Origin of the sequence: Saccharopolyspora antimicrobica, from assembly GCF_003635025.1 — a bacterium.
In the GTDB taxonomy this organism is placed as follows: Bacteria; Actinomycetota; Actinomycetes; order Mycobacteriales; family Pseudonocardiaceae; genus Saccharopolyspora; species Saccharopolyspora antimicrobica.
The window spans coordinates 1,964,362-1,984,167 of the sequence record NZ_RBXX01000002.1; the positions used below are offsets into that span (position 1 = coordinate 1,964,362).

Here is a 19,806-nt window from a genome sequence, read left to right on the forward strand (position 1 = left end):
TTACACATGACGTCGCAATGTCACAGCAGCTTGCCGCGGCACAGCGCGCGGTCCGCCCCGAACCGGGTCGGCGAGGCCGAGCTGCTGCACGCGGCCCGCGAGTGCGTGCTCGCCAACGGCGTGCGGCGCACGACGCTGACCGAGATCGCCCGCCGGGCCGGCGTCAGCCGGATGACCCTGTACCGCCGGTTCCCCGACGTCGACAGCGTGGTCACCGCGCTGATGACCGTGGAGTTCGGCGAGATCCTGGACATGGCGCGCGCGGCGGAGCGGACCGGGAACGTCCGGCAGCGACTGGTCAGCGCCACCGTGCACGGCGTGCGGCTGCTGCAGACCGCGCCGCTGCTGCAGCGCGTCGTGGAAGCCGACGCCGAGCTGCTGCTCCCCTACCTGGTGCAACGGCTGGGCAGCACGCAGCTGGCCGCCGAGGGGTTCCTGCGCGAATACCTCGTCGACGGCCACGCGGACGGCTCCATCCGCCCCGGCGACCCGGCCGTCCAGGCCCGCTCGCTGCTGCTGCTCGTGCAGTCGTTCGTCGTCACCGCCGGTCCCGCGACCAGCGACATCGATCCCGACGACCTCGCCGCGGAGCTCACCAAGCTCCTCGACGGCGCCCTCCGCCCCTGACCTCGCTGATACCTCCGGAGTTGCGATGATCACCACGCCGTTGCCCGCCGGTTCGCTGCGCGCGACCTCGCTGAACGCCGCGCGCCGAGCTACCGAGCTGGCCGAAGTCGCCGAGGCCGAGATCGACATGCTGGTGGTCGGCGGCGGCGTCACCGGCGCCGGCGCCGCCCTCGACGCCGCCGCACGCGGTTTGTCCGTCGCGATGGTCGAGGCCGAGGACCTCGCCTGGGGAACTTCCCGCTGGTCCAGCAAGCTCGTGCACGGCGGCCTCCGCTACCTGGCGCACGGCGACGTGGCGCTGGCACACGAGAGCGCCGTCGAGCGCAACGTGCTGATGACCCGCACCGCGCCGCACCTGGTCCGCACGATGCCGCAGCTGATCCCCTTGCACAGCACCGTTTCCCGCCGTTCCGAGCTGGTGCTGACCGCGGGCCTGCACGCGGGTGACGCGCTGCGCCGCGCCGCGCGCACGCCGTCGGACGTGCTCCCGCCACCGCGCCGCATCCCCAGCGCGGAAGCGCTCGCCCTGGTCCCGGGCCTGCGCGCCGCCGGGCTGCGCGGCGGACTGCTCGGCTACGACGGCCAGCTGATCGATGACGCGCGGCTCGTCGTCGCGCTGGCACGCACCGCCGCGGGCTTCGGCGCGCGGGTGCTCACGCACGTGCGCGCGCAGAAGCTGGACAGCAACGGCGCCGATGTCGTGGACCAGCGCACCGGCGAGACGCTGCGCATCCGGGCGCGTTCGGTGGTCAACGCGGCCGGGGTCTGGGCCGGGGAGCTGTCGCCGGACATCAAGCTGCGGCCGTCGCGCGGATCGCACCTGGTGATCGACGCCGAGGCCGCGGGAATCGCCGGAACCGCCCTGGTCGCACCGATCCCGGGCGCCTCCGGCCGGTTCCTCCTGCTGCTGCCGCAGGCCGACGGCCGCGCGCTGCTCGGGCTGACCGACGAGCCGGCCCCCGGTCCCATCCCGTCGGTGCCCGAGGTGCCGGAGTCCGATGTGGACTTCCTGCTGGCGGGCATCCGCGACGTCCTCGGGCAGCCGCTCGGCCGCGAGCACGTGCTCGGCTCCTTCGCCGGGCTGCGTCCGCTGCTGGAGCAGGCGCGGCGCAAGGAATCGTCCGACCTGTCCCGCAAGCACGCCGTGCTGACCTCGCCGGAAGGCGTGGTGACGGTGGTCGGCGGGAAGCTCACCACCTACCGGAAGATGGCCGCCGAAGCCGTCGACGCGGCGGTGCTCGCCGGCGGTCTCTCCGCAGGGCCGTCCAAGACCGCCGCAGTCGCGCTGGTCGGCGCGGCGCCCCGCCGCCACCTGACCGACGTCGAAGCACCGGCGCGCCTGATCGCCAAGTACGGCACCGAAGCCGCGCGCATCGCCGCGCTGGCCGACTTCGACCCGGACCTCGCCGAACCCGTCGCGGAAGGCGTCTCGCTCACCGCCGCCGAAGTGCTGTGGGCGGTGCGGCACGAAGGCGCGCTCGACGCCGACGACGTCCTCGACCGGCGCAGCCGGGTCGGCCTGAACCCGGCGGAGCGAGACATCGCACAGCCCTTCGTCACCGAACTCGTCGGCCGCGCTCTGGAAGGTGTGCTGAACTGAGCGCTCCGGGGGCGCGCCCGGGTTTCAACAGCAGAAGGGGGCGATCGGTGACTGATCGCGTGCTGGAGATCGACCGGATCTCCAAACGCTACGGACGTGTCACGGCGCTGCAGGAGATGACGTTCAGCGTCCGGGCCGGTGAGATGTTCGGCTTCGTCGGCAGCAACGGCGCCGGGAAGACGACCACGATGCGGATCGCGCTGGGCGTGCTGGCCGCCGATTCCGGCGAGGTCCGCTGGAACGGCTCACCGCTGGACCTCACCACCCGCCGCCGCATCGGCTACATGCCGGAGGAGCGCGGCCTGTACCCGAAGATGAAGGTCGCGGAGCAACTCGCCTACCTCGGCGAACTGCACGGCATGTCGGCCGCCGACGCGCAGGCGGCCGCGGCGCGCTGGACCGAGCGGCTGGGGCTCACCGGACGACGCGACGAAGAGGTGCAGAAGCTCAGCCTCGGCAACCAGCAGCGGGTGCAGCTGGCCGCCGCGCTGGTGCACGACCCGGAGGTGCTCATCCTCGACGAGCCGTTCTCCGGGCTGGACCCGGTCGCGGTCGACGTGATGAGCGCGGTGCTGCGGGAGAAGTGCGATTCCGGGGTGCCGGTGGTGTTCTCCAGCCACCAGCTCGACCTGGTGCAGCGGCTGTGCGACCGCGTCGGAATCGTCCGCAGTGGACGGATGGTGGCCTCCGGCTCGGTGGCCGAGCTGCGCGACCAGGTGCCGGTGACGCTCGTCGTCGACGCGCCCGACGCCGCGCCCGGCTGGGCCGCCGACGTGCCCGGCGCGCAGGTCGTGTCGGTCGACGGCAGTCGCACCACCCTCCAACTCGACGAGGACGCCGACGACCAGGCGGTGCTGAAGGCCGCGCTGACCACCGGGCCCGTGCGGGAGTTCTCCCGGCACCGGCCGAGCCTCACCGAGCTGTTCCGCAACGTCGTCACCGAGGAGGCCGCCGAATGAGCCCCGTCTGGTTGGTCGCCCGCCGCGAGATCCGCACCCGGGTGCGCACCCGCGGCTTCATCATCGGCACCCTCGCCATCATCGCGATCATGGGCGGTTACGCCGCGCTGATGGCCTTCATCGGCAACCAGGCCAGCACCACGAAGATCGGTGTCGCGCCCGAGGCCGCCGCGGTCGGCGAGCCGCTGCGGGCGGCGGGCGAGGCCTACGGCCAGACCTTCCTGATCAGCACCGTGCCGGTGCCTGCGGGCGAGCAGCAGGTGCGCGACGGCGACCTGGACGCGCTGATCACCGGCACCCCGGCGGAACCGCGCCTGGTCGTCAAGCGGGCGCCGGACAGCTCCGTCGAGGCCGCGCTGAACGCGATCGTGCAGCAGCAGGCGATGAACGTCGAGCTCGCGCGCTCCGGCGTGGATCCGTTCGCGGTCCGCGCCGCGGCGGAGAGCGCGCAGGTCGCGGTGACCAGCCTGGAGACCGACGACCCGCACCGCGGGCAGCGGATCGCGCTGGCCATCGCCTCCGGGATCGTGCTCTACATGTTCCTCATCATGGGCGGGCAGATGATCGCGCAGGGCGTGGTGGAGGAGAAGTCCAGCCGCGTCGTCGAGCTGCTGCTGTCCACGATCAAGCCGACCCAGCTGCTGGCCGGGAAGGTGGTCGGCATCGGCCTGACGAACCTGCTCCAGATGGTGGTCATCGCCGGTGCGGCACTGGTCGCGGCGGGCTTCGGCGGGGTGCTCACGCTGCCGTCGGCGGCGCTGACGAGCACGCTGCTCTGGGCGCTGGCGTGGTTCGTGCTCGGCTTCTTCACCTACGCGACGATCCTCGCCGCGGCGTCCTCGCTGGTGTCCCGCCAGGAGGAGCTGCAGAACGTGATCAGCCCGGTGATCATGCTGCTGGTGGTGCCGTTCATCATCGGCGTCTCGGTGCTGCCGAGCTCGCCGGACAGCACGCTGGCGGCGGTCCTGTCGCTGGTGCCGGGCTTCTCCCCGACGCTGATGCCGATGCGGATCGCGCTCGGCGTGGCGGCGCCCTGGGAGATCGCGGTGGCGCTGGCGCTGAGCATCGCGGCCTTCGCCCTGCTCCTCCACCTCGGCGGTCGCATCTACTCCAACGCGATCCTCCGCACGGGCTCCCGCGTCAAGCTCCGCGAAGCCCTCCGCACCACCTGACCAGCTCCGCCACCCGGGCGGTCCGCAATTTCAATGGAAATCAGACGTCCAATTTCCATTGAAATCGCGCAGAACCCGACTCCCCGTCGGCGTGTCGGACACTCGACACGCCGACGGGGCGCAACTTCAATTGAAATCAGATGTGCGATTTCCATTGAAATCGCATCTCCGGACCACTCCGGCCACTCCGGACCACTCCGGACACGGGTCGGCCCCGGGCACCGCTGCGGTGTCCGGGGCCGTTCGTGTGCCGGGTGCCGTGGCAGCCGACTGGATTCAGGTTTCGATTCAGCGCTCGTTGATCGACTTGTAGGAGCGCTCCGGCGAGCCGGTGTAGACCTGCCGCGGACGGCTGATCTTGCGGGCCGGGTCCTCCAGCATCTCCCGCCAGTGCGCGATCCAGCCGGGCAGCCGGCCGAGCGCGAACAGGACGGTGAAGTACTTCGTCGGGAAGCCCATGGCCTTGTAGATCAGGCCGGTGTAGAAGTCGACGTTCGGGTAGAGCTTGCGCTCGATGAAGTAGTCGTCGGCGAGCGCCTTCTCCTCCAGCTTCATCGCGATGTCCAGCAGCGGGTCGTTCGCACCCAGCTTGCTGAGCACCTCGTCGGCGGTCTTCTTGATGATCGCCGCGCGCGGGTCGTAGTTCTTGTAGACCCGGTGGCCGAAGCCCATCAGCCGGACGCCGGGCTCCTTGTTCTTGACCCGGTTGACGAACGAGTCGACGTCGCCACCGTTGGCCTGGATGCCCTCGAGCATCTCCAGCACCGCGCTGTTCGCACCGCCGTGCAGCGGGCCGAACAGGGCGTTGATGCCCGCCGAGATGCTGGCGAACAGGTTGGTCTCCGCCGAGCCGACCATCCGGACGGTCGAGGTGGAGCAGTTCTGCTCGTGGTCGGCGTGCAGGATGAACAGCAGGTCCAGGGCGCGGGCCAGCGTCGGGTCGACCTCGTAGGGCTCGGCCGGGAAGCCGAAGGTCATCCGGAGGAAGTTCTCCACCAGGCCCAGCGAGTTGTCCGGGTAGAGGAAGGGCTGGCCGACCGACTTCTTGTAGGCGTAGGCCGCGATAGTGGGCAGCTTGGCCAGCAGCCGGACGGTGGACAGCTCCACCTGGTCCTTGTCGAACGGGTTGAGGCTGTCCTGGTAGAAGGTGGACAGCGCGGACACCGCGGAGGACAGCACCGGCATCGGGTGCGCGTCGCGCGGGAAGCCGTCGAAGAACTGCTTGAGGTCTTCGTGCAGCAGGGTGTGCCGCTGGATCCGGTCGGCGAAGTCGTCGTACTGCTGCTGGGTGGGCAGCTCGCCGTAGATCAGCAGGTAGCTGACCTCGATGAAGTTCGACTTGGCGGCCAGTTCCTCGATCGGGTAGCCGCGGTAGCGGAGGATACCGGCGTCCCCGTCGATGTAGGTGATGTCGGAAAGGCAGGCGGCCGTGTTGACGAAGCCCGGATCCAACGTCACCAAACCGGTCTGGGCCAACAACTTGCCGAGGTCCACGCCAGGCGCACCCTCGGTCGGCTGCGTCACCTGCATCTCGTGCTCGCCGGCGTCATAGCGCAGCGCGACGGTACGTTTGGCGGTCACGTCGTCGGGCATTCGGGAACCTCTCGCGCTCGTCGGGGTGCATGCGTTGACGACCGCGGGTGCCCGGCCGAACGGCAGGGCTGCGTGTTGTCGCCCGCGCGCGGCCCGGGGTGTCCGAACCGCCGCAGCACCACCCCGTTGGGGTCCTGTCAGTAGTCACGCTAGACCGCAGTGGGCCCCCCGCGCAGCAATCGTGTTTCGGCTTTTTGGCAGGTGGGACCACGATCACATCACATCGGGCGGCTTTCACCGGAGATTTTTCGACGCTCCGGAGCCGGACGGGCCGGTCATAGTGACCAACCGGACCATCCGGACGGCCCAACGCGCGCTGGGCCGACCGGATGGTGGGCGGCTGAGCTCACAGGGTGTCCTCGGGCACGTCCGCCCAGTTCAATCGGCCGTCAGCTCTCCGGCCCACGGCGGCTCGGCGCCCGCGCGCGAGACGGTCACGGCGGCCGCCGCAGCGGCAAATCGCAGAGCTCGTTCCCACTGTTCGCGGTCGAGCCGTCGCACGGCATTCGCCGAGAGCGCGCCGTTGCGGTGCAGCCACGCCAGCAGCGCGGCCTGCACGGTGTCGCCGGCGCCGATGGTGTCGGCCACCTCGACCCGCTCCCCCGGCACGGTGACATCGCCGGCGGCGGTCACCGCGGTGAGCCCGTCCGCGCCGCGCGTCAGCACCACCGCCGCCGGGCCCTCGCGCTGCCAGTCGCGAGCCGCTTCGAGCACGTCCCCGCCACCGGCGAGCCATTCGGCGTCGTCGTCGGAGACCTTCAGCAGCCCGACCGACGGCAGCCAGGTGCGGAACCGGGCGCGGTAGGCGTCGGGATCGGCGATCAGATCGGCGCGGATGTTCGGGTCCAGCGCGATGAAGCGACCGCGCTCGGCCTCCCGGAACAGCACCTTCTCGTACACCGAGGCGCCGGGCTCCAGCACCATGCCGAGCGTGCCCAGGCAGAGCGCGGTGGTGCGCTCGGGCAGCTCCTGGTCGGTGACGAACCGGGTCGCGGTGCCCTCGGTGTGGAAGCTGTAGCGCGCCGAACCGTCCTCGCCCAGCCCGACCACGGCCAGCGTCGTCGGCTCCGGCCCGCGCTGCACCAGCCCGGCGTCCACGTTGGAGGCCCGCAGCCGCTCGACCAGCTTGTCGCCGAACTGGTCGGTGGACACCCGGGCGTAGAACGCCGCCGGGACGCCGAGCCTGCCCAGCGCGATCGCCACGTTGTACGGCCCGCCGCCCAGCAGCGGGTGCAGCGGCCCGAGCTCGCCCTCACCCGTGGCCGGGTCCGGGACGAGGTCGACCAGGGCCTCACCGCCGATGACGATCACTTCTCCTCCTCGTTGTTCTGCGGCGCGGCGGCCAGCCCGCCGAGCAGGAACTGCGAGAGCGCGGCGAACGCGGCCGCGTCCGAGAGACCGGTCCGCTCGCCGATCTCGCCGCGCTGGATGCCCGCGATGGCGTGGCCGACCATCTCGCCGACGAACCCCGCGTGCACCTCCCGGAACACGCCCTGCCGCACGCCCTCGCCGATGAAGCCGCGGATGCGGTCGGCGGCGGCGTGCGCGTTGGCCTCGTAGGTGGCGCGGGTGGAGAGGTTGGCAGCCATGTCGGCGATGAACTCCCGGGACGCCGGGCGCAGCGCCTCCGCCGCGGCGTCCAGGTAGACCCGGACCTTCTCCCGCACGTCCTGGACCTCCTCGACCTGCCGCTCGACGCGCTGCGTGGCGCACTTGAAGTAGTGCGCGACCACGCGGACCGCGAGCTGCTCCTTGCTGCCGGCCAGCGTGTACAGCGTCGACTTCGAGCAGTGCAGCCGCGCCACCAGGTCGTCCAGCGTGAAGTGCGCGAATCCTTCGGCCAGGAACAGGTCGCGCAACTGGTCCAGCAACTCGGCCCGGCGCGCGTTGGCCGGCCGGCGGCTCGGGGAGGTGGTCATCGCTGGAAGCCTGCCACAGCACTCTCGGGTATCGATGTGGGTTGCCCCTCGCTGAGACTTCCACAGTACTGAAGTACGTCCTACAGTACTGGCAACAGTACTGACGTCGGCATCAGGAGCGCGATCCGCCATGTCCGTCCAACGCCTGCTCCCCACCCCCGAATCCACCGACCTGCTCGCGCTGACCAGGGAGATCGCCCGCGATGAGCTCGCGGGGCGGGCTGCCGGTGACGAGGCCGCGGAGAAGTTCCCGCGCGATGTCTTCCGGCTGCTCGGCGAGTCCGGCTTCCTCGGCCTCCCCTACGCCGAGGAGCACGGCGGCGGCGCCCAGCCGTACGAGGTCTACCTCCAGGTCCTGGAGGAGCTGAGCAGCGCGTGGATGACCGTCGGCGTCGGCCTGTCGGTGCACACCATGAGCTGCTTCCCGCTGGCCCACTTCGGCACGCCCGAGCAGCGCACGCGCTGGCTGCCGGACATGCTCGGCGGCGACCTGCTCGGCGCGTACGCGCTGTCCGAACCGCACGCGGGCTCGGACGCGGCGTCGCTGAGCACGCGGGCCACGCGGCAGGACGACGAGTACGCGATCACCGGCGCCAAGGCGTGGATCACGCACGGCGGTGTCGCGGACTTCTACACGCTCATGGCCCGGACCTCCGACGACGGCCCGCGCGGCATCAGCTGCTTCCTGGTCGACGGCTCGACGTCGGGTCTGTCCGCGGGCCCGCCGGAGCACAAGATGGGCCTGACCGGCTCGCCCACCACGCCGCTGTACTTCGAGGACGCGCGGATCGCCGCGGACCGGCTCGTCGGTGAGGAGGGCGACGGCCTGAAGATCGCGCTGAGCGCCCTGGACTCCGGCCGGCTGGGCATCGCCGCCTGCGCGGTCGGGCTGGCCCAGGCGGCGCTGGACCTGGCGGTGGACTACGCCAAGCAGCGCAACCAGTTCGGGCGGCCGATCATCGAGTTCCAGGGCATGGAGTTCCTGCTCGCCGACATGGCGGCGGCGGTGCAGTCGGCGCGCGCGAGCTACGTCGACGGAGCCCGCCGCCGCGACGCGGGCCTGCCCTTCGGCCAGCAGGCGTCGGTGGCGAAGCTGGTGGCGACGGACGCGGCGATGAAGGTGACCACCGACGCGGTCCAGGTCCTCGGCGGCGCGGGCTACACCCGCGACTTCCCGGCGGAGCGCTACATGCGCGAGGCCAAGGTCCTCCAGATCTTCGAGGGCACCAACCAGATCCAGCGCATGCTCATCGCCCGCGGCCTGAAGTGAGCAGCGGGCTGGGCTGAGGAGCCCGGCCCACGTTGCGCAGGGGCCCGTGAGTACTTTCTGAGGCTATAGCAACAGAAAGTACTCACGGGACCTGTGCAGGCAGAACGTGATCGCAGCCCGGACATCGGCTCAGAACGGGGTCAGGCCCCAGTGGGCGATCCAGGTCTCGCCCGGGTGGAGGGTGAGCAGGTCGGTTCCCGTGTTGAGGGCGTTCGGCGGGCAGGTCATCGGCTCGATCGCGATCGCGCGGCCCCGGCCCGGGAAGTCGTCGGGCGTGTAGACCTGCACCCACTTGAACGCCGGGTCCGCCCACAGCTGGACGCCGTGGCCGTCCGGGCCGGTGAGGGCGTGCCGGACGAGTTCCTCCCCCGGCGCCGGGGCGGCCCCGCCGAACGCGGTGTCCAGCAGCAGCCCGGCCAGCGGCCGTCCGGTGCGGAAGTCGAGCTCGTCGCCCTGCAGCGCACGAGGCGGCCGCACCGGGACCATCCGGTCGGCGTCCACCGGCAGCAGGGTCGACGCCGACAGCCGGAGCGAGCAGTCGTCGGTTCCGGCAGCGCCCGCGCGCGGGTACGGGTGCACGCCGAGCCCGAACGGCGTCGCGCGCGAGCCGAGGTTCTCCATGGTGTGCGTCACAGTGAGCCCGTCGGGGCCGACCGAGTAGCCGACCGACGTCAGCAGCGGCACCGGCCAGCCAGGCTGCGCTGCCACCATCGCCTGCAGGACCACTGTGGACTCGGCGTGCTCCACGACGGTCCACGCGGTGTGCCGCAGCAGGCCGTGGATCGCGTTGCGCCTCGCGGGTTCGGTCAGCGGGAGCTGCTGCGGCTCCCCGTCGAGCACCCACTGCCCGTCCGCGACGCGGTTCGGCCACGGCACGAGCACCGCACCGGCACCGCCGGGCGGCAGCTGGTCCGCGTCGTAGGTCTCGACGTGCGGCACGCCGCCGACCTCGAAGGCCCGCAACGCCGCACCGACCTCGGTGACCACCGCGCGCGCCGGTCCGGAAGCGATCTCGAACTGCCGCCCCGTCACGGGTAGAGGTTCGTGCACCCGGCCCACTCTAGAAGCAGGAAACCCCCCGCGCCGCCGAATTCGGCACGGGGGGTTCCTGGGATCCCGGGCGGGCCTACTTGCCCAGCTTGGCGGCGTCGAAGTCCTTCTTGCCGCCGAACACGAAGTTGACCGCCCAGAAGATCACGCCGATGCCCAGCAGGATGCCGGCGATGATGTACTCCGTGGCCGGCCGACCGGACAGCGGGCTGGCGAAGAACGCGCAGGTCAGCGCGCCCAACACCGGCACCCAGCTGGGGGCCTTGAAGTGCTCGTGCTCGACCTTGTCCTTGCGCAGCACCAGCACCGCCACGTTGACCACGGTGAACACCACCAGCAACAGCAGCGAGGTGGTGCTGCCCAGGTCGGAGATCTCCAGCGAGCTCACCAGGATCACCGCGATGAGGCTGGTGAACAGGATCGACACCCACGGCGTGCGCCGCGTGCGGTGCACCAGGCCGAACTGCTTGGGGATGATGCTCTCCTGCGACATGCCGTAGACCAGGCGGCTGGCCATCAACATGTTGATCAGCGCGGTGTTGGTGACCGCGAACAGGGCGATCATCGAGAACAGGATCGGCGGGAACCACGGCGCCGCCGCCTGGACGACCAGCAGCAGCGGGCCGTCGGATTCGGCCAGCTTGTCGGTGGGCACCAGCGTCGAGGTGATCACCGCGATCACCAGGTAGATCGAAGCCGTGATGGCCATGCCCAGCAGCAGCGCGCGCGGGAAGGTCTTGGCCGGGTTCTTGGTCTCCTCGGCCATGTTCACCGAGTCCTCGAAGCCCACCATCGCGAAGAACGCCAGCGCGGTCGCCGAGGTGATCGCGACCAGCGGCGTGCTGTCGGTGTTGAACTGCAGCAGCCGGCTCGGGTCCGGGTCGACATCGGCGCTGTGCGTGCCGGAGATCAGCGCGAAGAGGCCGAAGAAGATGACGATCGCCAACCCCGTGAGCTCCACGAAGGTCAGCACCACGTTCATCTTCACCGACTCGCCGACGCCCCGGAAGTTGATCGCGGCCAGCAGCAGCAGGAAGCCGATCGCCACGATCCAGGCCCACGAGGAAACGCCCTCGCCGACGATCGCCTCCAGGTAGTCACCGCTGAAGGCCTGGGCCGCCGAGGCGGCCGAGGTGATGCCCGAGCACATCACCGCGAAGGCGATGATGAAGGTCAGGAAGTGCACGCCGAACGCCTTGTGCACGTACAGCGGCGCGCCACCCGCCTTCGGGTACTTCCCGACCAGTTCCAGGTAGCTGAACGCGGTCAGGAAGGCGACCACGAACGCGACCAGGAACGGGACCCACAGAGCACCGCCGACCTTGCCCGCGACCTTGCCGGTCAACGAGTAGATCGTGGTTCCGAGGATGTCTCCCACCACGAAGAAGAGCAGCAGTTTCGGGCCCATCACCTTCTTGAGGCCAGGCTCCTGCGCACCGCTGGGCGCGTCGTCGTTCACGGTCGTCTCGTTGGCCATAGCTGAAAAGTGTGCAGGGAGGCTGATCGGCGCGTCTGCCCACCCCTGGTCGAACCGCACTACGCCGACCGGCCCAGGCGTGGCGACCTGCACAATTCAGGCCTCGGAGGTGGGTGCGCGGTACCGCCAGAACGCGGGCAGCAGCGCCGCCGAGATGACCGCTCCGACGACCACCAGCACCCCGCCGCCCACGATCGCCGTGGTGGTTCCCATCGCGGCGCCCGCCAGGCCGTGCACGGTGTCGGCCAGCCGCGGGCCACCGGCCACGACCACCGTGAACACGCCCTGGATGCGCCCGCGCATCTCGTCGGTGGCCACCGTCTGCATGATCGCGCTGCGGTAGACCATGCTCACCAGATCGGCCCCGCCGCCCAGCGCCAGGAAGAACACCGCCAGCCAGAGCGAGTCCGACAGGCCGAAGCCGATCACCGCGAGGCCCCAGGCGATCACGCCAACCGTGACGCCGACGCCGTGCCGCACGATCCGGTGCAGCCACCCGGAGAACACCCCGAAGAGGAACGCGCCGAGCGGGATCGCGGCGAACAGCCAGCCCAGCGAGGCACCGCCGCCGGGCGGGTCGCCGAAGGTCCGCTCGGCCATCTCCGGGAACAGCGCGCGCGGCATCCCGAACACCATCGCGACGATGTCCAGCAGGAACGACGCGAGCAGCACGGAGTGCACGGCCAGGTAGCGGAAACCGTCCAGCACGGCGCGCAGGCCGGCCTTCTTCGGCGCGCCTTCCTGCGGCGGCAGCGGCGGCAGCCGGAACACCGCCCAGAGCGCGGCGCACAGCGCCACCGCGTCGACCAGGTACAGCATCGAGAGCCCGGCGACCGGCAGCAGCACGCCCGCCAGCAGCGGCCCGGCGATCGAGCCGAGCTGGAACACGGTGGCGCCCAGCGCCTGCGCGGACGGCAGCAGGTGCACCGGGATCAGCCGGGCGATCGCCGCGCCGCGAGTGGGCATGTTGATCGCGAAGAACGTCTGCTGCGCGGCGAAGAGCACCAGCACCAGCCACACCGACCGGGTGCCGGAGGCGGCCGCCACCCACAGCAGGACGGAGGTGACCGCCAGGCCGCCGTTGGTGATCAGCAGCAGCTTGCGGCGGTCGACGGTGTCGGCGATCGCGCCGCCCCACAGCCCGAACACCAGCAGCGGCACGAGGCCGAAGATCCCGGCCAGGCCGACGTAGGCGGAGGAACCGGTGATGTCGTAGAGCTGCTTGGGCACCGCGACGGCGGCGAACTGCGCGCCTACGGCGGTGACGATGTTGGACAGCCACAACCGGCGGTAGGCCGGGTACTTCAGCGGGCGGGTGTCCAGGAAGACCTTGCTCAGCAGGGACTTGACGGATCGGCGCTTGGCTGTCGGGGTACCGCTGCTGGGCTGCACGAATGCCGAAGCCTAGCCGTTAGCGCCCCTAACAGCACTTGAATTACCGTCGCGTGTGACCCACCTCAACACCGGCACCGGGCCTTTCCGCGCGAACCCGCCGATCGAGGCATCGCCCCCACGACCCGGAACAGCGAAAACGCCGAGCCGAACGAAGCGCGGCGTCAATTTCGCGCGAAATCGACCGTCACCCGGGTGAACGTCGATTTCGCGCGAAATTTGGCACGGCGGTTGATCACGGAGCGAGGCGCTCGACCGTCCAGGTCGCGTCGGAGCGGCGGAAGCGGAGGCGGTCGTGCAGCCGGTCGGGACGGCCCTGCCAGAACTCGACCGACTCCGGGCGGATCCGCCAGCCGCCCCAGTGCGGCGGCACCGGGACCTTCTCCTGCTCGGCGAACCGGCGCTCGATGCCGCTCAGCGAGGACTTCAGCGCCTCCCGGCTGGCGACCACCCGCGACTGCGGCGACGCCCACGCGCCGAGCTGCGAGCCGCGCGGGCGGACGTCCCAGTACTCGGCGGTCTCCGCCGAGGAGACCTTCTCCACGGTTCCGCGCACGTTGACCTGGCGCTGCAGGCCCAGCCACGGGAACGTCGCGGCGGCGACCCGGGTGGACTTGAGGTCGTGGCTCTTGGCGGACGTGTAGTTGGTGAAGAACACCACACCCCGCTCGTCGAATCCCTTGCACAGCACCGTGCGCGACGACGGGACGCCGTCGGCGTCGGCGGTGGCCAGCACCATGGCGTTCGGCTCGACCAGCTCGGCCTGCACGGCCTCGTCGAACCACAGCTGGAGCTGCTCGTACCAGGTGGCGGCGAGCGAGGACTCGTCCAGCGCTCCGGCCTCGTAGGACACCCGCATCGACGGCAGCGCGACGTTGGCCTCCGACATCCCCATTTCCTCCCTGACTCGCCCGGCAGCGGCACGACTCGAACTTCTCCGGCTGCGCAGCCGGACGGTACGGGTTGGACTGGCCGGCGCGACAGGACCAGGTGGCGCCAGCCACCTACGACGGTAAACGGGATCCGAACGCACGCCGAATCGGCGGTGCTTCACGATCGATTCCGCAACCGATGCAGTGATCGTTCCCACACCCGATCGGACGCGGAAAAATCACTCCTTGCAGTGAAATCCGGTGAAAAGAGCAAAAGGGACCGTGAGTGCTTCGGAGTCCGATAACACCACAAAGCACTCACAAAACCAACAACGCCCACAACCGGCTCAGGGCTGCGCGGAACCGGTGCGGCGCAACTTGCGCAGGTCCGCGGTCCACATCGCCAGCACGAACGGGAAAGTGGTCGGCACCAGGCCGAGCGCCTCGATCCCGCCCTGGATCAGCAGCACCGCCGGCACCGCGAGCAGGCAGGACCGCCAGGTGCGCCCGGTGGTCAGCAGGCCCACGACGACCAGCGCGGCGTTGAAGCCGTACACCCCGCTGCTGACGTCCGGCGGCGTCTCGGGCAGCAGCTCGACCGCCGCGAGCGCCACCGCCGCACCGCAGAACGCACCCGCGGCGAGCCGGAACCGCACCAGCGCCAACCCGATCAGCATGACCAGGCCGGGCAGCCAGCCCGACATCAGGAACACCTCGGCCTCCGCGCTGAACAGTGCCAGCGGGTCGCCGTCCAGCCCGAGCACCGGTGACACGGGGCCGGGCGACGCGCGGATCCAGTCGAAGTGGTGTCCGATGTAGACGATCAGCCAGTAGGTGAGCACGAACGGGGCGGTGCGGGCAGGAACCGCGAGGAGAGAGTCCGCGACGCGCGCCAGCGCCGTCGCCACGACCGCCCCCGCGATTCCGACCAGCAACGCCGTGCCCAGCGGCTGGAAGGACGCCACCGTCCCCAGCACCACCAGCGCGGCGTTGAAGCCGAAGAGGCCCTGGGATATTCGCTCTGGCGGCACGCGCAGCGCGAGCGCGGTGAGCACCCCGACCGCGCTGCCGACCAGCCCGGCGAGCGCGAACTCCGGGCCGGCCAGCGCGAGCGCGACCAGGAACACGATCCCGGCAGGCGCGCTCTCCTGCAGGTACACCTGCGAGACGCCCGTGGGCACGGCGCGCAGCAGCTCCAGCGCGCCGTGCCGCACCGGCGGCGGCTTCGCCGCAGCGGTGTCGTTCACCAGCTCCGGACCTCTAGTTCCTTCGCATCCGGGTGGTGCGAAACGGCTTCGGCGAGCCGCCGCTCGGCGATCACCGCGTCGTCGCCCACCGCGGTGGCCAGCGCACCGTCGGCGGCCAGCGGCGCCAACGACCACCACTGCCCGCTGCTCGGTTCCACGGGATCGCTGTTCCACACCACGGTTTCGGTGGCCAGCACCCGTGCACCGGCGAGGTAACCGGAGCTCGCGGTCAGCCGCTCGTCGCCGATGTCCAGCCGCTGCCGCAGCAGCGGAGTGCCGCCGCGCACGACGTGCGTCGTGGTGGTCAGCAGACCGGACCGCTCGCCGTAGCGGCCCAGCACCAGCGTTTCCCGGCAGCGCGCCCGCGCGCCCTCGCCGAGCGAGATGGTCATCTCCGCCTCGTGGTCGGCCCGCGCGGTGATCACCGTCGCCTCGGGCAGGTACTCGACCGTCCCGCCCTCGGCGACCTCGATGTGCACGGTGGACCGGCTGCGCCCGGCGTGCTGCCCCGGCAGCGCCACGGTCGCGGCGGTGCCGCGCAGCAGCAGCCGCGCGCCGGGCCCGACGTGCACCCGCAGGTCGACGAGGTCACCGCCGACCGGGGTGGCCGCCGAGCCGACGAGGTGCACGACCGCGGTGCCGTCGGTGCTGGTGGCGGCGGCCCGGCGGGGCACCATCGTCATCGGGGCCTGCGACCGCAGTTCCCGGACGACGCTGCGCCCGCCTCGCCCGAGCTCAACGCTCAGCAGCGCACTGGCGCGCACGCCGCACCGCCTTCCGCGCCGGGGGTCGTGAGCGCGGGAACCGCCCCGCGCTCACGACGTGGTCCCACCTCACGCACTGACGCCGACCTTGAGCTGCTCGCGCACCCAGGCCGCCACGTCGGGCGCGTTGGGGGTCCGGGTCAGCGACTGGGTGATCACCGGCAGCTCGCCGCGCATCCGGTGCGCGTCGGAGACCATGACCTCCATGTCCGCCCCGACCTGCTCGGCCAGGTCGATCTTGTTGATGACCAGCAGGTCCGCGGTGGTCACGCCCGGCCCGCCCTTGCGCGGCACCTTGTCGCCACCGGCGACGTCGACCACGAAGATCTGGCTGTCGGCCAGCCCGCGGCTGAACACCGCGGTCAGGTTGTCGCCGCCGCTCTCCACGATGACCAGCTCGAGGCCGGGGTGGCGCTCGCTGAGCCGGTCGACCGCGTCGAGGTTGGCGGTGATGTCGTCGCGGATCGCGGTGTGCGGGCAGGCGCCGGTCTGCACCGCCTCGATCCGGTCGGTGTCCAGCACGCCCGCCTTGCGCAGGAAGTCGGCGTCCTCGGTGGTGTAGATGTCGTTGGTCACCACGGCGAGCTCGATCTCCTGGCCGAGCGCGCGGCACAGCGCGGCGGTCAGCGCGGTCTTCCCGCTGCCGACCGGGCCGCCGATGCCGAGGCGGAACGGCCTGCCGTGCTTGGGCTCCGCGTCGAACGGGTCGGGCTCGGTGGCGGTGGGGTCGAAGTTGACCGGATGCGTGTGCCCGTGACCGTGTCCGTGGCCGTGTTCAGGAAGCAAAGAGACGCACCTCTTCCCGGTGATGTCGATCGTGCGATTCGGCGAGCAGGTCCAGCGCGGGAGCTCCGGGCGCGGGCAGGTCGGCCGGGTCGAGCCCGGCGGTCGCCGCCGCCTCGGCGGCGATCCGGTCCAGGTCATCGCCCATGTCGGCGACCACCGCGTTGACCGCGAAGGGATCCATGCCGTGCAGCCGGACGCCTGCCGAGGACGGGCCGCTGACGGCCAGGTACCCGGCGATCAGCGCCGCTTCCTGCGGCCCGGCGCCGGCCGTCGCGGCCAGCACGCCGAGCACGATCGGGTGGTGTGGCCGCGGGCTCGCGGCCACCAGTTCAGCCAGCACCGGCGAGGGCCAAGCGGCCCGGCCGGCGCGGATCATCCCCTTCCCCTGCGCGCGCGAGGCCTCCCGCTGCGCCGGGGACGGGGTGCGGGCGTCGAGTTCGACGTCCAGTTCCCGCCAGTACCCGCTCGGGACCCGGCGGGCTGCGGCGTGCGCCGCGGCGGCGGCGAACACCGCTTGCAGGGCGCCTGCTGCGCGCAGTCGCCCGTGCAGGAATTCACGCAGGTCGGCGACTCCCGTGATCAGCCCCCGCGCGGCGGCCTCCTCGACGCCGCCGGAGTGCACGTGTCCCCCGCCGGGGAACCGGGAATCGGCGAGTGCAAGCACCGCAAGACCGGCTCGCACCGCTCTCCCCCTTCTCGGGCAAGTCGACACTCACCCGCTTCAGCGACATGCACGCGATTTCAATGGAAATCGGGCCTTCGATTTCAATGGAAGTCGCGCACCGTCGGCGTGTCAGACACCCGACACGCCGTCGGTGCGTCGGATCCACCGCGATTTCAATGGAATTCGGACATCCGATTTCCATTGAAATCGCGCTCCCGCAACGACCCCGCCCCTCCGCTAGAAGAGGAAGTAGCGCTGGGCCATCGGGACCTCGGCGACCGGATCGGGCTCGACCAGTTCGCCGTCGATGTGCACGGCGAAGCTGTCCGGGTCCACCTGGATGTCCGGCGTCGCGTCGTTGTGGACCATGTCGGCCTTGCCCACGTTGCGGGTGTTCTCCACCGCGATCATCCGCGAGCTCAGCCGCGCCTGTTCCGGCAGCTGGGCGTCCAGCGCCACAGGCGCCACGAAGAACACGCTGCTCGCCGCCGCCGCGCGCGGCTGCGCCCCGAAGCTGGGCCGCGCGATGTAGGGCTGCGGCGTCGGGATCGACGCGTTCGCGTCGCCCACCGCGGCCCAGGCCGCGAACCCGCCCTTGAGCACGATGTGCGGGCGGACCCCGAAGAACTTCGGGTCCCACAGCACCAGGTCGGCCATCTTGCCGACCTCCACCGAGCCCACGTGGTGGGCGATGCCGTGCGCGATGGCCGGGTTGATCGTGTACTTCGCGACGTAGCGCTGCGCGCGGTTGTTGTCCGCGCGCCCGTCGCCGGGCAGCGAGCCGCGGCGGCGCTTCATCACGTGCGCGGTCTGCCAGGTGCGCATGATGACCTCGCCGATGCGGCCCATCGCCTGCGCGTCCGAGCTCATCATCGAGATGGCCCCGATGTCGTGCAGGATGTCCTCGGCGGCGATGGTCGACGGCCGGATGCGGCTCTCGGCGAACGCCAGGTCCTCGGGCACCGCCGGGTTCAGGTGGTGGCAGACCATCACCATGTCCAAGTGCTCGTCGATGGTGTTCACCGTGTGCGGCCGGGTCGGGTTGGTCGACGAGGGCAGCACGTTGGAGTGCGAGGCCAGCCGGATGATGTCCGGCGCGTGCCCGCCGCCCGCGCCCTCGACGTGGAACGCGCTGATCGAGCGGCCGTTGATCGCTTCCAGCGTGGACTCGTAGAACCCGGCCTCGTTGAGGGTGTCGGCGTGCAGCGCGATCTGCACCCCGGATTCCTCGGCGACGCGCAGCGCGCTGTCCAGCACGGCCGGGGTCGCGCCCCAGTCCTCGTGGATCTTGAAGCCGCCCGCTCCGGCGCGCAGCTGCTCCCAGAGCGCTTCGCGGCGCATGGTGCTGCCCTTGCCGAGCAGCAGCACGTTGACCGGCATGAAGTCCACGGCCTGCATGATCATCCGCAGGTTCCAGGCGCCGGGCGTGACCGTGGTGGCCTTGCTGCCCTCGCCGGGCCCGGTGCCGCCGCCGATCAGCGTGGTCAGCCCGGAGGCCAGCGCGGTGTCGACCTCCTGCGGGCAGATGAAGTGCACGTGGGAGTCGATGCCGCCGGCGGTGAGGATCTTGCCGTTGCCCGCGATGACCTCGGTGGACGGGCCGATCACCAGCGAGCGGTCCACGTCGTTGTTGGCGCTGGGGTTGCCTGCCTTGCCGATGCCCACGATGCGGCCGTCGCGGATGCCGACGTCGGCCTTGATCACGCCCCAGTGGTCGAGGATCACCGCACCCGTGATCACCACGTCCGGCGTGCCCTCGGCGCGGATCGCCGCGGACTGGCCCATCGACTCGCGGATGACCTTGCCACCGCCGAAGACGACCTCGTCGCCGGAGCCGGTGGGGCCCTGGCTGCGGTCCTCGGTGACCTCGATCAGCAGGTCGGTGTCGGCCAGCCGGATGCGGTCGCCGGTGGTCGGGCCGAACAGCTCGACGTACTGCGAGCGGTCAATGGACGATGTGCTCACCGTGGTGTCCCTCGCCTTTCTCTCCGTAGGTGAACGGGGTGGGTTCGTGGTCGCGGGTGTCGAGCTCGCCCGCGTACTCCAGGCGCAGGCCGCGCACCAGCCGGGCGCCGCCGACGTCCACGAGGTCGACCTCGCGCGCCACGCCCGGTTCGAACCGCACGGCGGTGCCCGACGGCACGTCCAGGCGGTTGCCCCAGGCCTTGGCCCGGTCGAACTCGAGGCTCGGGTTGACCGCGGCGAAGTGGTAGTGCGAGCCGACCTGCACGGCGCGGTCGGCGCGGTTGACGACGGTGATGCGGATCCGGGCCCGCCCCGGGTTCAGCGGGATCGGGTCTTCGTCGGTGATGATCTCCCCAGGACGCATGGGCAACTCCCTAAGCGATGTGTGTCGAAGAGTGGAACGGGCCCGCGGTTGGAGCCGGGAACGGCCGCAGTGCGGCCGCCTTCCA

Annotated in this window: 18 protein-coding genes; 5 read left to right on the forward strand and 13 right to left on the reverse strand. The window is 71.0% G+C overall.

Annotated elements, in window-relative coordinates; genetic code table 11:
• Positions 1–6 precede the first annotated feature (6 nt).
• The 4 genes from ATL45_RS09705 to ATL45_RS09720 are packed head-to-tail and all read left to right on the forward strand — an operon-like array spanning position 7 to position 4,358.
• Positions 7–627 carry a TetR/AcrR family transcriptional regulator gene (locus ATL45_RS09705; RefSeq protein WP_093155951.1) on the forward strand — a complete coding sequence of 207 codons (621 nt, stop codon included), beginning with the start codon at positions 7–9 and terminating at the stop codon, positions 625–627.
• A gap of 25 nt (positions 628–652) precedes the next feature.
• Positions 653–2,227 carry a glycerol-3-phosphate dehydrogenase/oxidase gene (locus ATL45_RS09710; protein ID WP_093155952.1) on the forward strand — a complete coding sequence of 525 codons (1,575 nt, stop codon included), beginning with the start codon at positions 653–655 and terminating at the stop codon, positions 2,225–2,227.
• Positions 2,228–2,274: 47 nt separating this feature from the next.
• Complete coding sequence (locus ATL45_RS09715) at positions 2,275–3,186, forward strand: ABC transporter ATP-binding protein (RefSeq protein WP_246025254.1); 912 nt, start codon at positions 2,275–2,277, stop codon at positions 3,184–3,186.
• Positions 3,183–4,358: an ABC transporter permease gene (locus tag ATL45_RS09720; RefSeq protein ID WP_093155955.1), complete on the forward strand. Its 1,176-nt coding sequence runs from the start codon at positions 3,183–3,185 to the stop codon at positions 4,356–4,358. Before ATL45_RS09715 ends, ATL45_RS09720 begins: the two co-directional genes overlap by 4 nt.
• 288 nt (positions 4,359–4,646) lie before the next feature.
• On the opposite strand, the gene ATL45_RS09725 is transcribed toward ATL45_RS09720, so the two are convergent.
• The 3 genes from ATL45_RS09725 to ATL45_RS09735 all read right to left on the reverse strand — a co-directional run bounded on the left by ATL45_RS09725 (position 4,647) and on the right by ATL45_RS09735 (position 7,870).
• Positions 4,647–5,951: a citrate synthase gene (locus ATL45_RS09725; protein WP_093155956.1), complete on the reverse strand. Its 1,305-nt coding sequence runs from the start codon at positions 5,949–5,951 to the stop codon at positions 4,647–4,649.
• Positions 5,952–6,329: 378 nt separating this feature from the next.
• On the reverse strand, positions 6,330–7,262 hold the full coding sequence (locus tag ATL45_RS09730; RefSeq protein ID WP_093155958.1) for a carbohydrate kinase family protein: 933 nt from the start codon (positions 7,260–7,262) through the stop codon (positions 6,330–6,332).
• Entirely contained in the window at positions 7,259–7,870 is a 612-nt protein-coding gene (locus ATL45_RS09735) for a TetR/AcrR family transcriptional regulator (RefSeq protein ID WP_093155959.1), read from the reverse strand. The genes ATL45_RS09730 and ATL45_RS09735 overlap by 4 nt, the downstream gene beginning before the upstream one ends.
• 130 nt (positions 7,871–8,000) lie before the next feature.
• Here ATL45_RS09735 and ATL45_RS09740 point away from each other — a divergent pair, with 130 nt between their 5' ends.
• Positions 8,001–9,140, forward strand: a complete 1,140-nt coding sequence (locus ATL45_RS09740) for an acyl-CoA dehydrogenase family protein (RefSeq protein WP_093155961.1) — start codon at positions 8,001–8,003, stop codon at positions 9,138–9,140.
• 129 nt (positions 9,141–9,269) lie between these two features.
• Here the strand turns inward: ATL45_RS09740 and ATL45_RS09745 are convergent, their stop codons facing one another.
• The 10 genes from ATL45_RS09745 to ATL45_RS09790 all read right to left on the reverse strand — a co-directional run bounded on the left by ATL45_RS09745 (position 9,270) and on the right by ATL45_RS09790 (position 19,721).
• Positions 9,270–10,172 carry an aldose 1-epimerase family protein gene (locus ATL45_RS09745; protein WP_246025255.1) on the reverse strand — a complete coding sequence of 301 codons (903 nt, stop codon included), beginning with the start codon at positions 10,170–10,172 and terminating at the stop codon, positions 9,270–9,272.
• 94 nt (positions 10,173–10,266) lie between these two features.
• Entirely contained in the window at positions 10,267–11,667 is a 1,401-nt protein-coding gene (locus ATL45_RS09750; RefSeq protein WP_093155963.1) for an APC family permease, read from the reverse strand.
• Positions 11,668–11,763: 96 nt separating this feature from the next.
• Entirely contained in the window at positions 11,764–13,059 is a 1,296-nt protein-coding gene (locus tag ATL45_RS09755; protein ID WP_093155965.1) for an MFS transporter, read from the reverse strand.
• 235 nt (positions 13,060–13,294) lie between these two features.
• Complete coding sequence (gene pdxH / locus ATL45_RS09760) at positions 13,295–13,948, reverse strand: pyridoxamine 5'-phosphate oxidase (protein WP_093155966.1); 654 nt, start codon at positions 13,946–13,948, stop codon at positions 13,295–13,297.
• A gap of 330 nt (positions 13,949–14,278) precedes the next feature.
• On the reverse strand, positions 14,279–15,178 hold the full coding sequence (locus ATL45_RS09765) for an urea transporter (RefSeq protein WP_170210206.1): 900 nt from the start codon (positions 15,176–15,178) through the stop codon (positions 14,279–14,281).
• Positions 15,175–15,942 carry an urease accessory protein UreD gene (locus tag ATL45_RS09770; RefSeq protein ID WP_093155969.1) on the reverse strand — a complete coding sequence of 256 codons (768 nt, stop codon included), beginning with the start codon at positions 15,940–15,942 and terminating at the stop codon, positions 15,175–15,177. Before ATL45_RS09770 ends, ATL45_RS09765 begins: the two co-directional genes overlap by 4 nt.
• A gap of 69 nt (positions 15,943–16,011) precedes the next feature.
• The gene (gene ureG / locus ATL45_RS09775; protein ID WP_235863344.1) at positions 16,012–16,728 is read right to left on the reverse strand and encodes an urease accessory protein UreG; all 717 of its coding nucleotides are present in this window, start codon (positions 16,726–16,728) and stop codon (positions 16,012–16,014) included.
• Positions 16,718–17,410, reverse strand: a complete 693-nt coding sequence (locus tag ATL45_RS39305; protein WP_211841208.1) for an urease accessory protein UreF — start codon at positions 17,408–17,410, stop codon at positions 16,718–16,720. The genes ureG and ATL45_RS39305 overlap by 11 nt, the downstream gene beginning before the upstream one ends.
• A gap of 219 nt (positions 17,411–17,629) precedes the next feature.
• The gene (locus ATL45_RS09785) at positions 17,630–19,357 is read right to left on the reverse strand and encodes an urease subunit alpha (RefSeq protein ID WP_093155974.1); all 1,728 of its coding nucleotides are present in this window, start codon (positions 19,355–19,357) and stop codon (positions 17,630–17,632) included.
• Positions 19,338–19,721: an urease subunit beta gene (locus tag ATL45_RS09790; RefSeq protein ID WP_093155975.1), complete on the reverse strand. Its 384-nt coding sequence runs from the start codon at positions 19,719–19,721 to the stop codon at positions 19,338–19,340. Before ATL45_RS09790 ends, ATL45_RS09785 begins: the two co-directional genes overlap by 20 nt.
• Positions 19,722–19,806: the final 85 nt, after the last annotated feature.

Bases quoted from the DNA above. Each gene is read 5' to 3' on its own strand.
- ATL45_RS09705 (WP_093155951.1), top strand. From the start codon at position 7: ATGACGTCGCAATGTCACAGCAGCTTGCCGCGGCACAGCGCGCGGTCC.
- ATL45_RS09710 (WP_093155952.1), top strand. From the start codon at position 653: ATGATCACCACGCCGTTGCCCGCCGGTTCGCTGCGCGCGACCTCGCTG.
- ATL45_RS09720 (WP_093155955.1), top strand. From the start codon at position 3,183: ATGAGCCCCGTCTGGTTGGTCGCCCGCCGCGAGATCCGCACCCGGGTG.
- ATL45_RS09725 (WP_093155956.1), bottom strand. From the start codon at position 5,951: ATGCCCGACGACGTGACCGCCAAACGTACCGTCGCGCTGCGCTATGAC.
- ATL45_RS09735 (WP_093155959.1), bottom strand. From the start codon at position 7,870: ATGACCACCTCCCCGAGCCGCCGGCCGGCCAACGCGCGCCGGGCCGAG.
- ATL45_RS09740 (WP_093155961.1), top strand. From the start codon at position 8,001: ATGTCCGTCCAACGCCTGCTCCCCACCCCCGAATCCACCGACCTGCTC.
- ATL45_RS09750 (WP_093155963.1), bottom strand. From the start codon at position 11,667: ATGGCCAACGAGACGACCGTGAACGACGACGCGCCCAGCGGTGCGCAG.
- pdxH (WP_093155966.1), bottom strand. From the start codon at position 13,948: ATGTCGGAGGCCAACGTCGCGCTGCCGTCGATGCGGGTGTCCTACGAG.
- ATL45_RS09790 (WP_093155975.1), bottom strand. From the start codon at position 19,721: ATGCGTCCTGGGGAGATCATCACCGACGAAGACCCGATCCCGCTGAAC.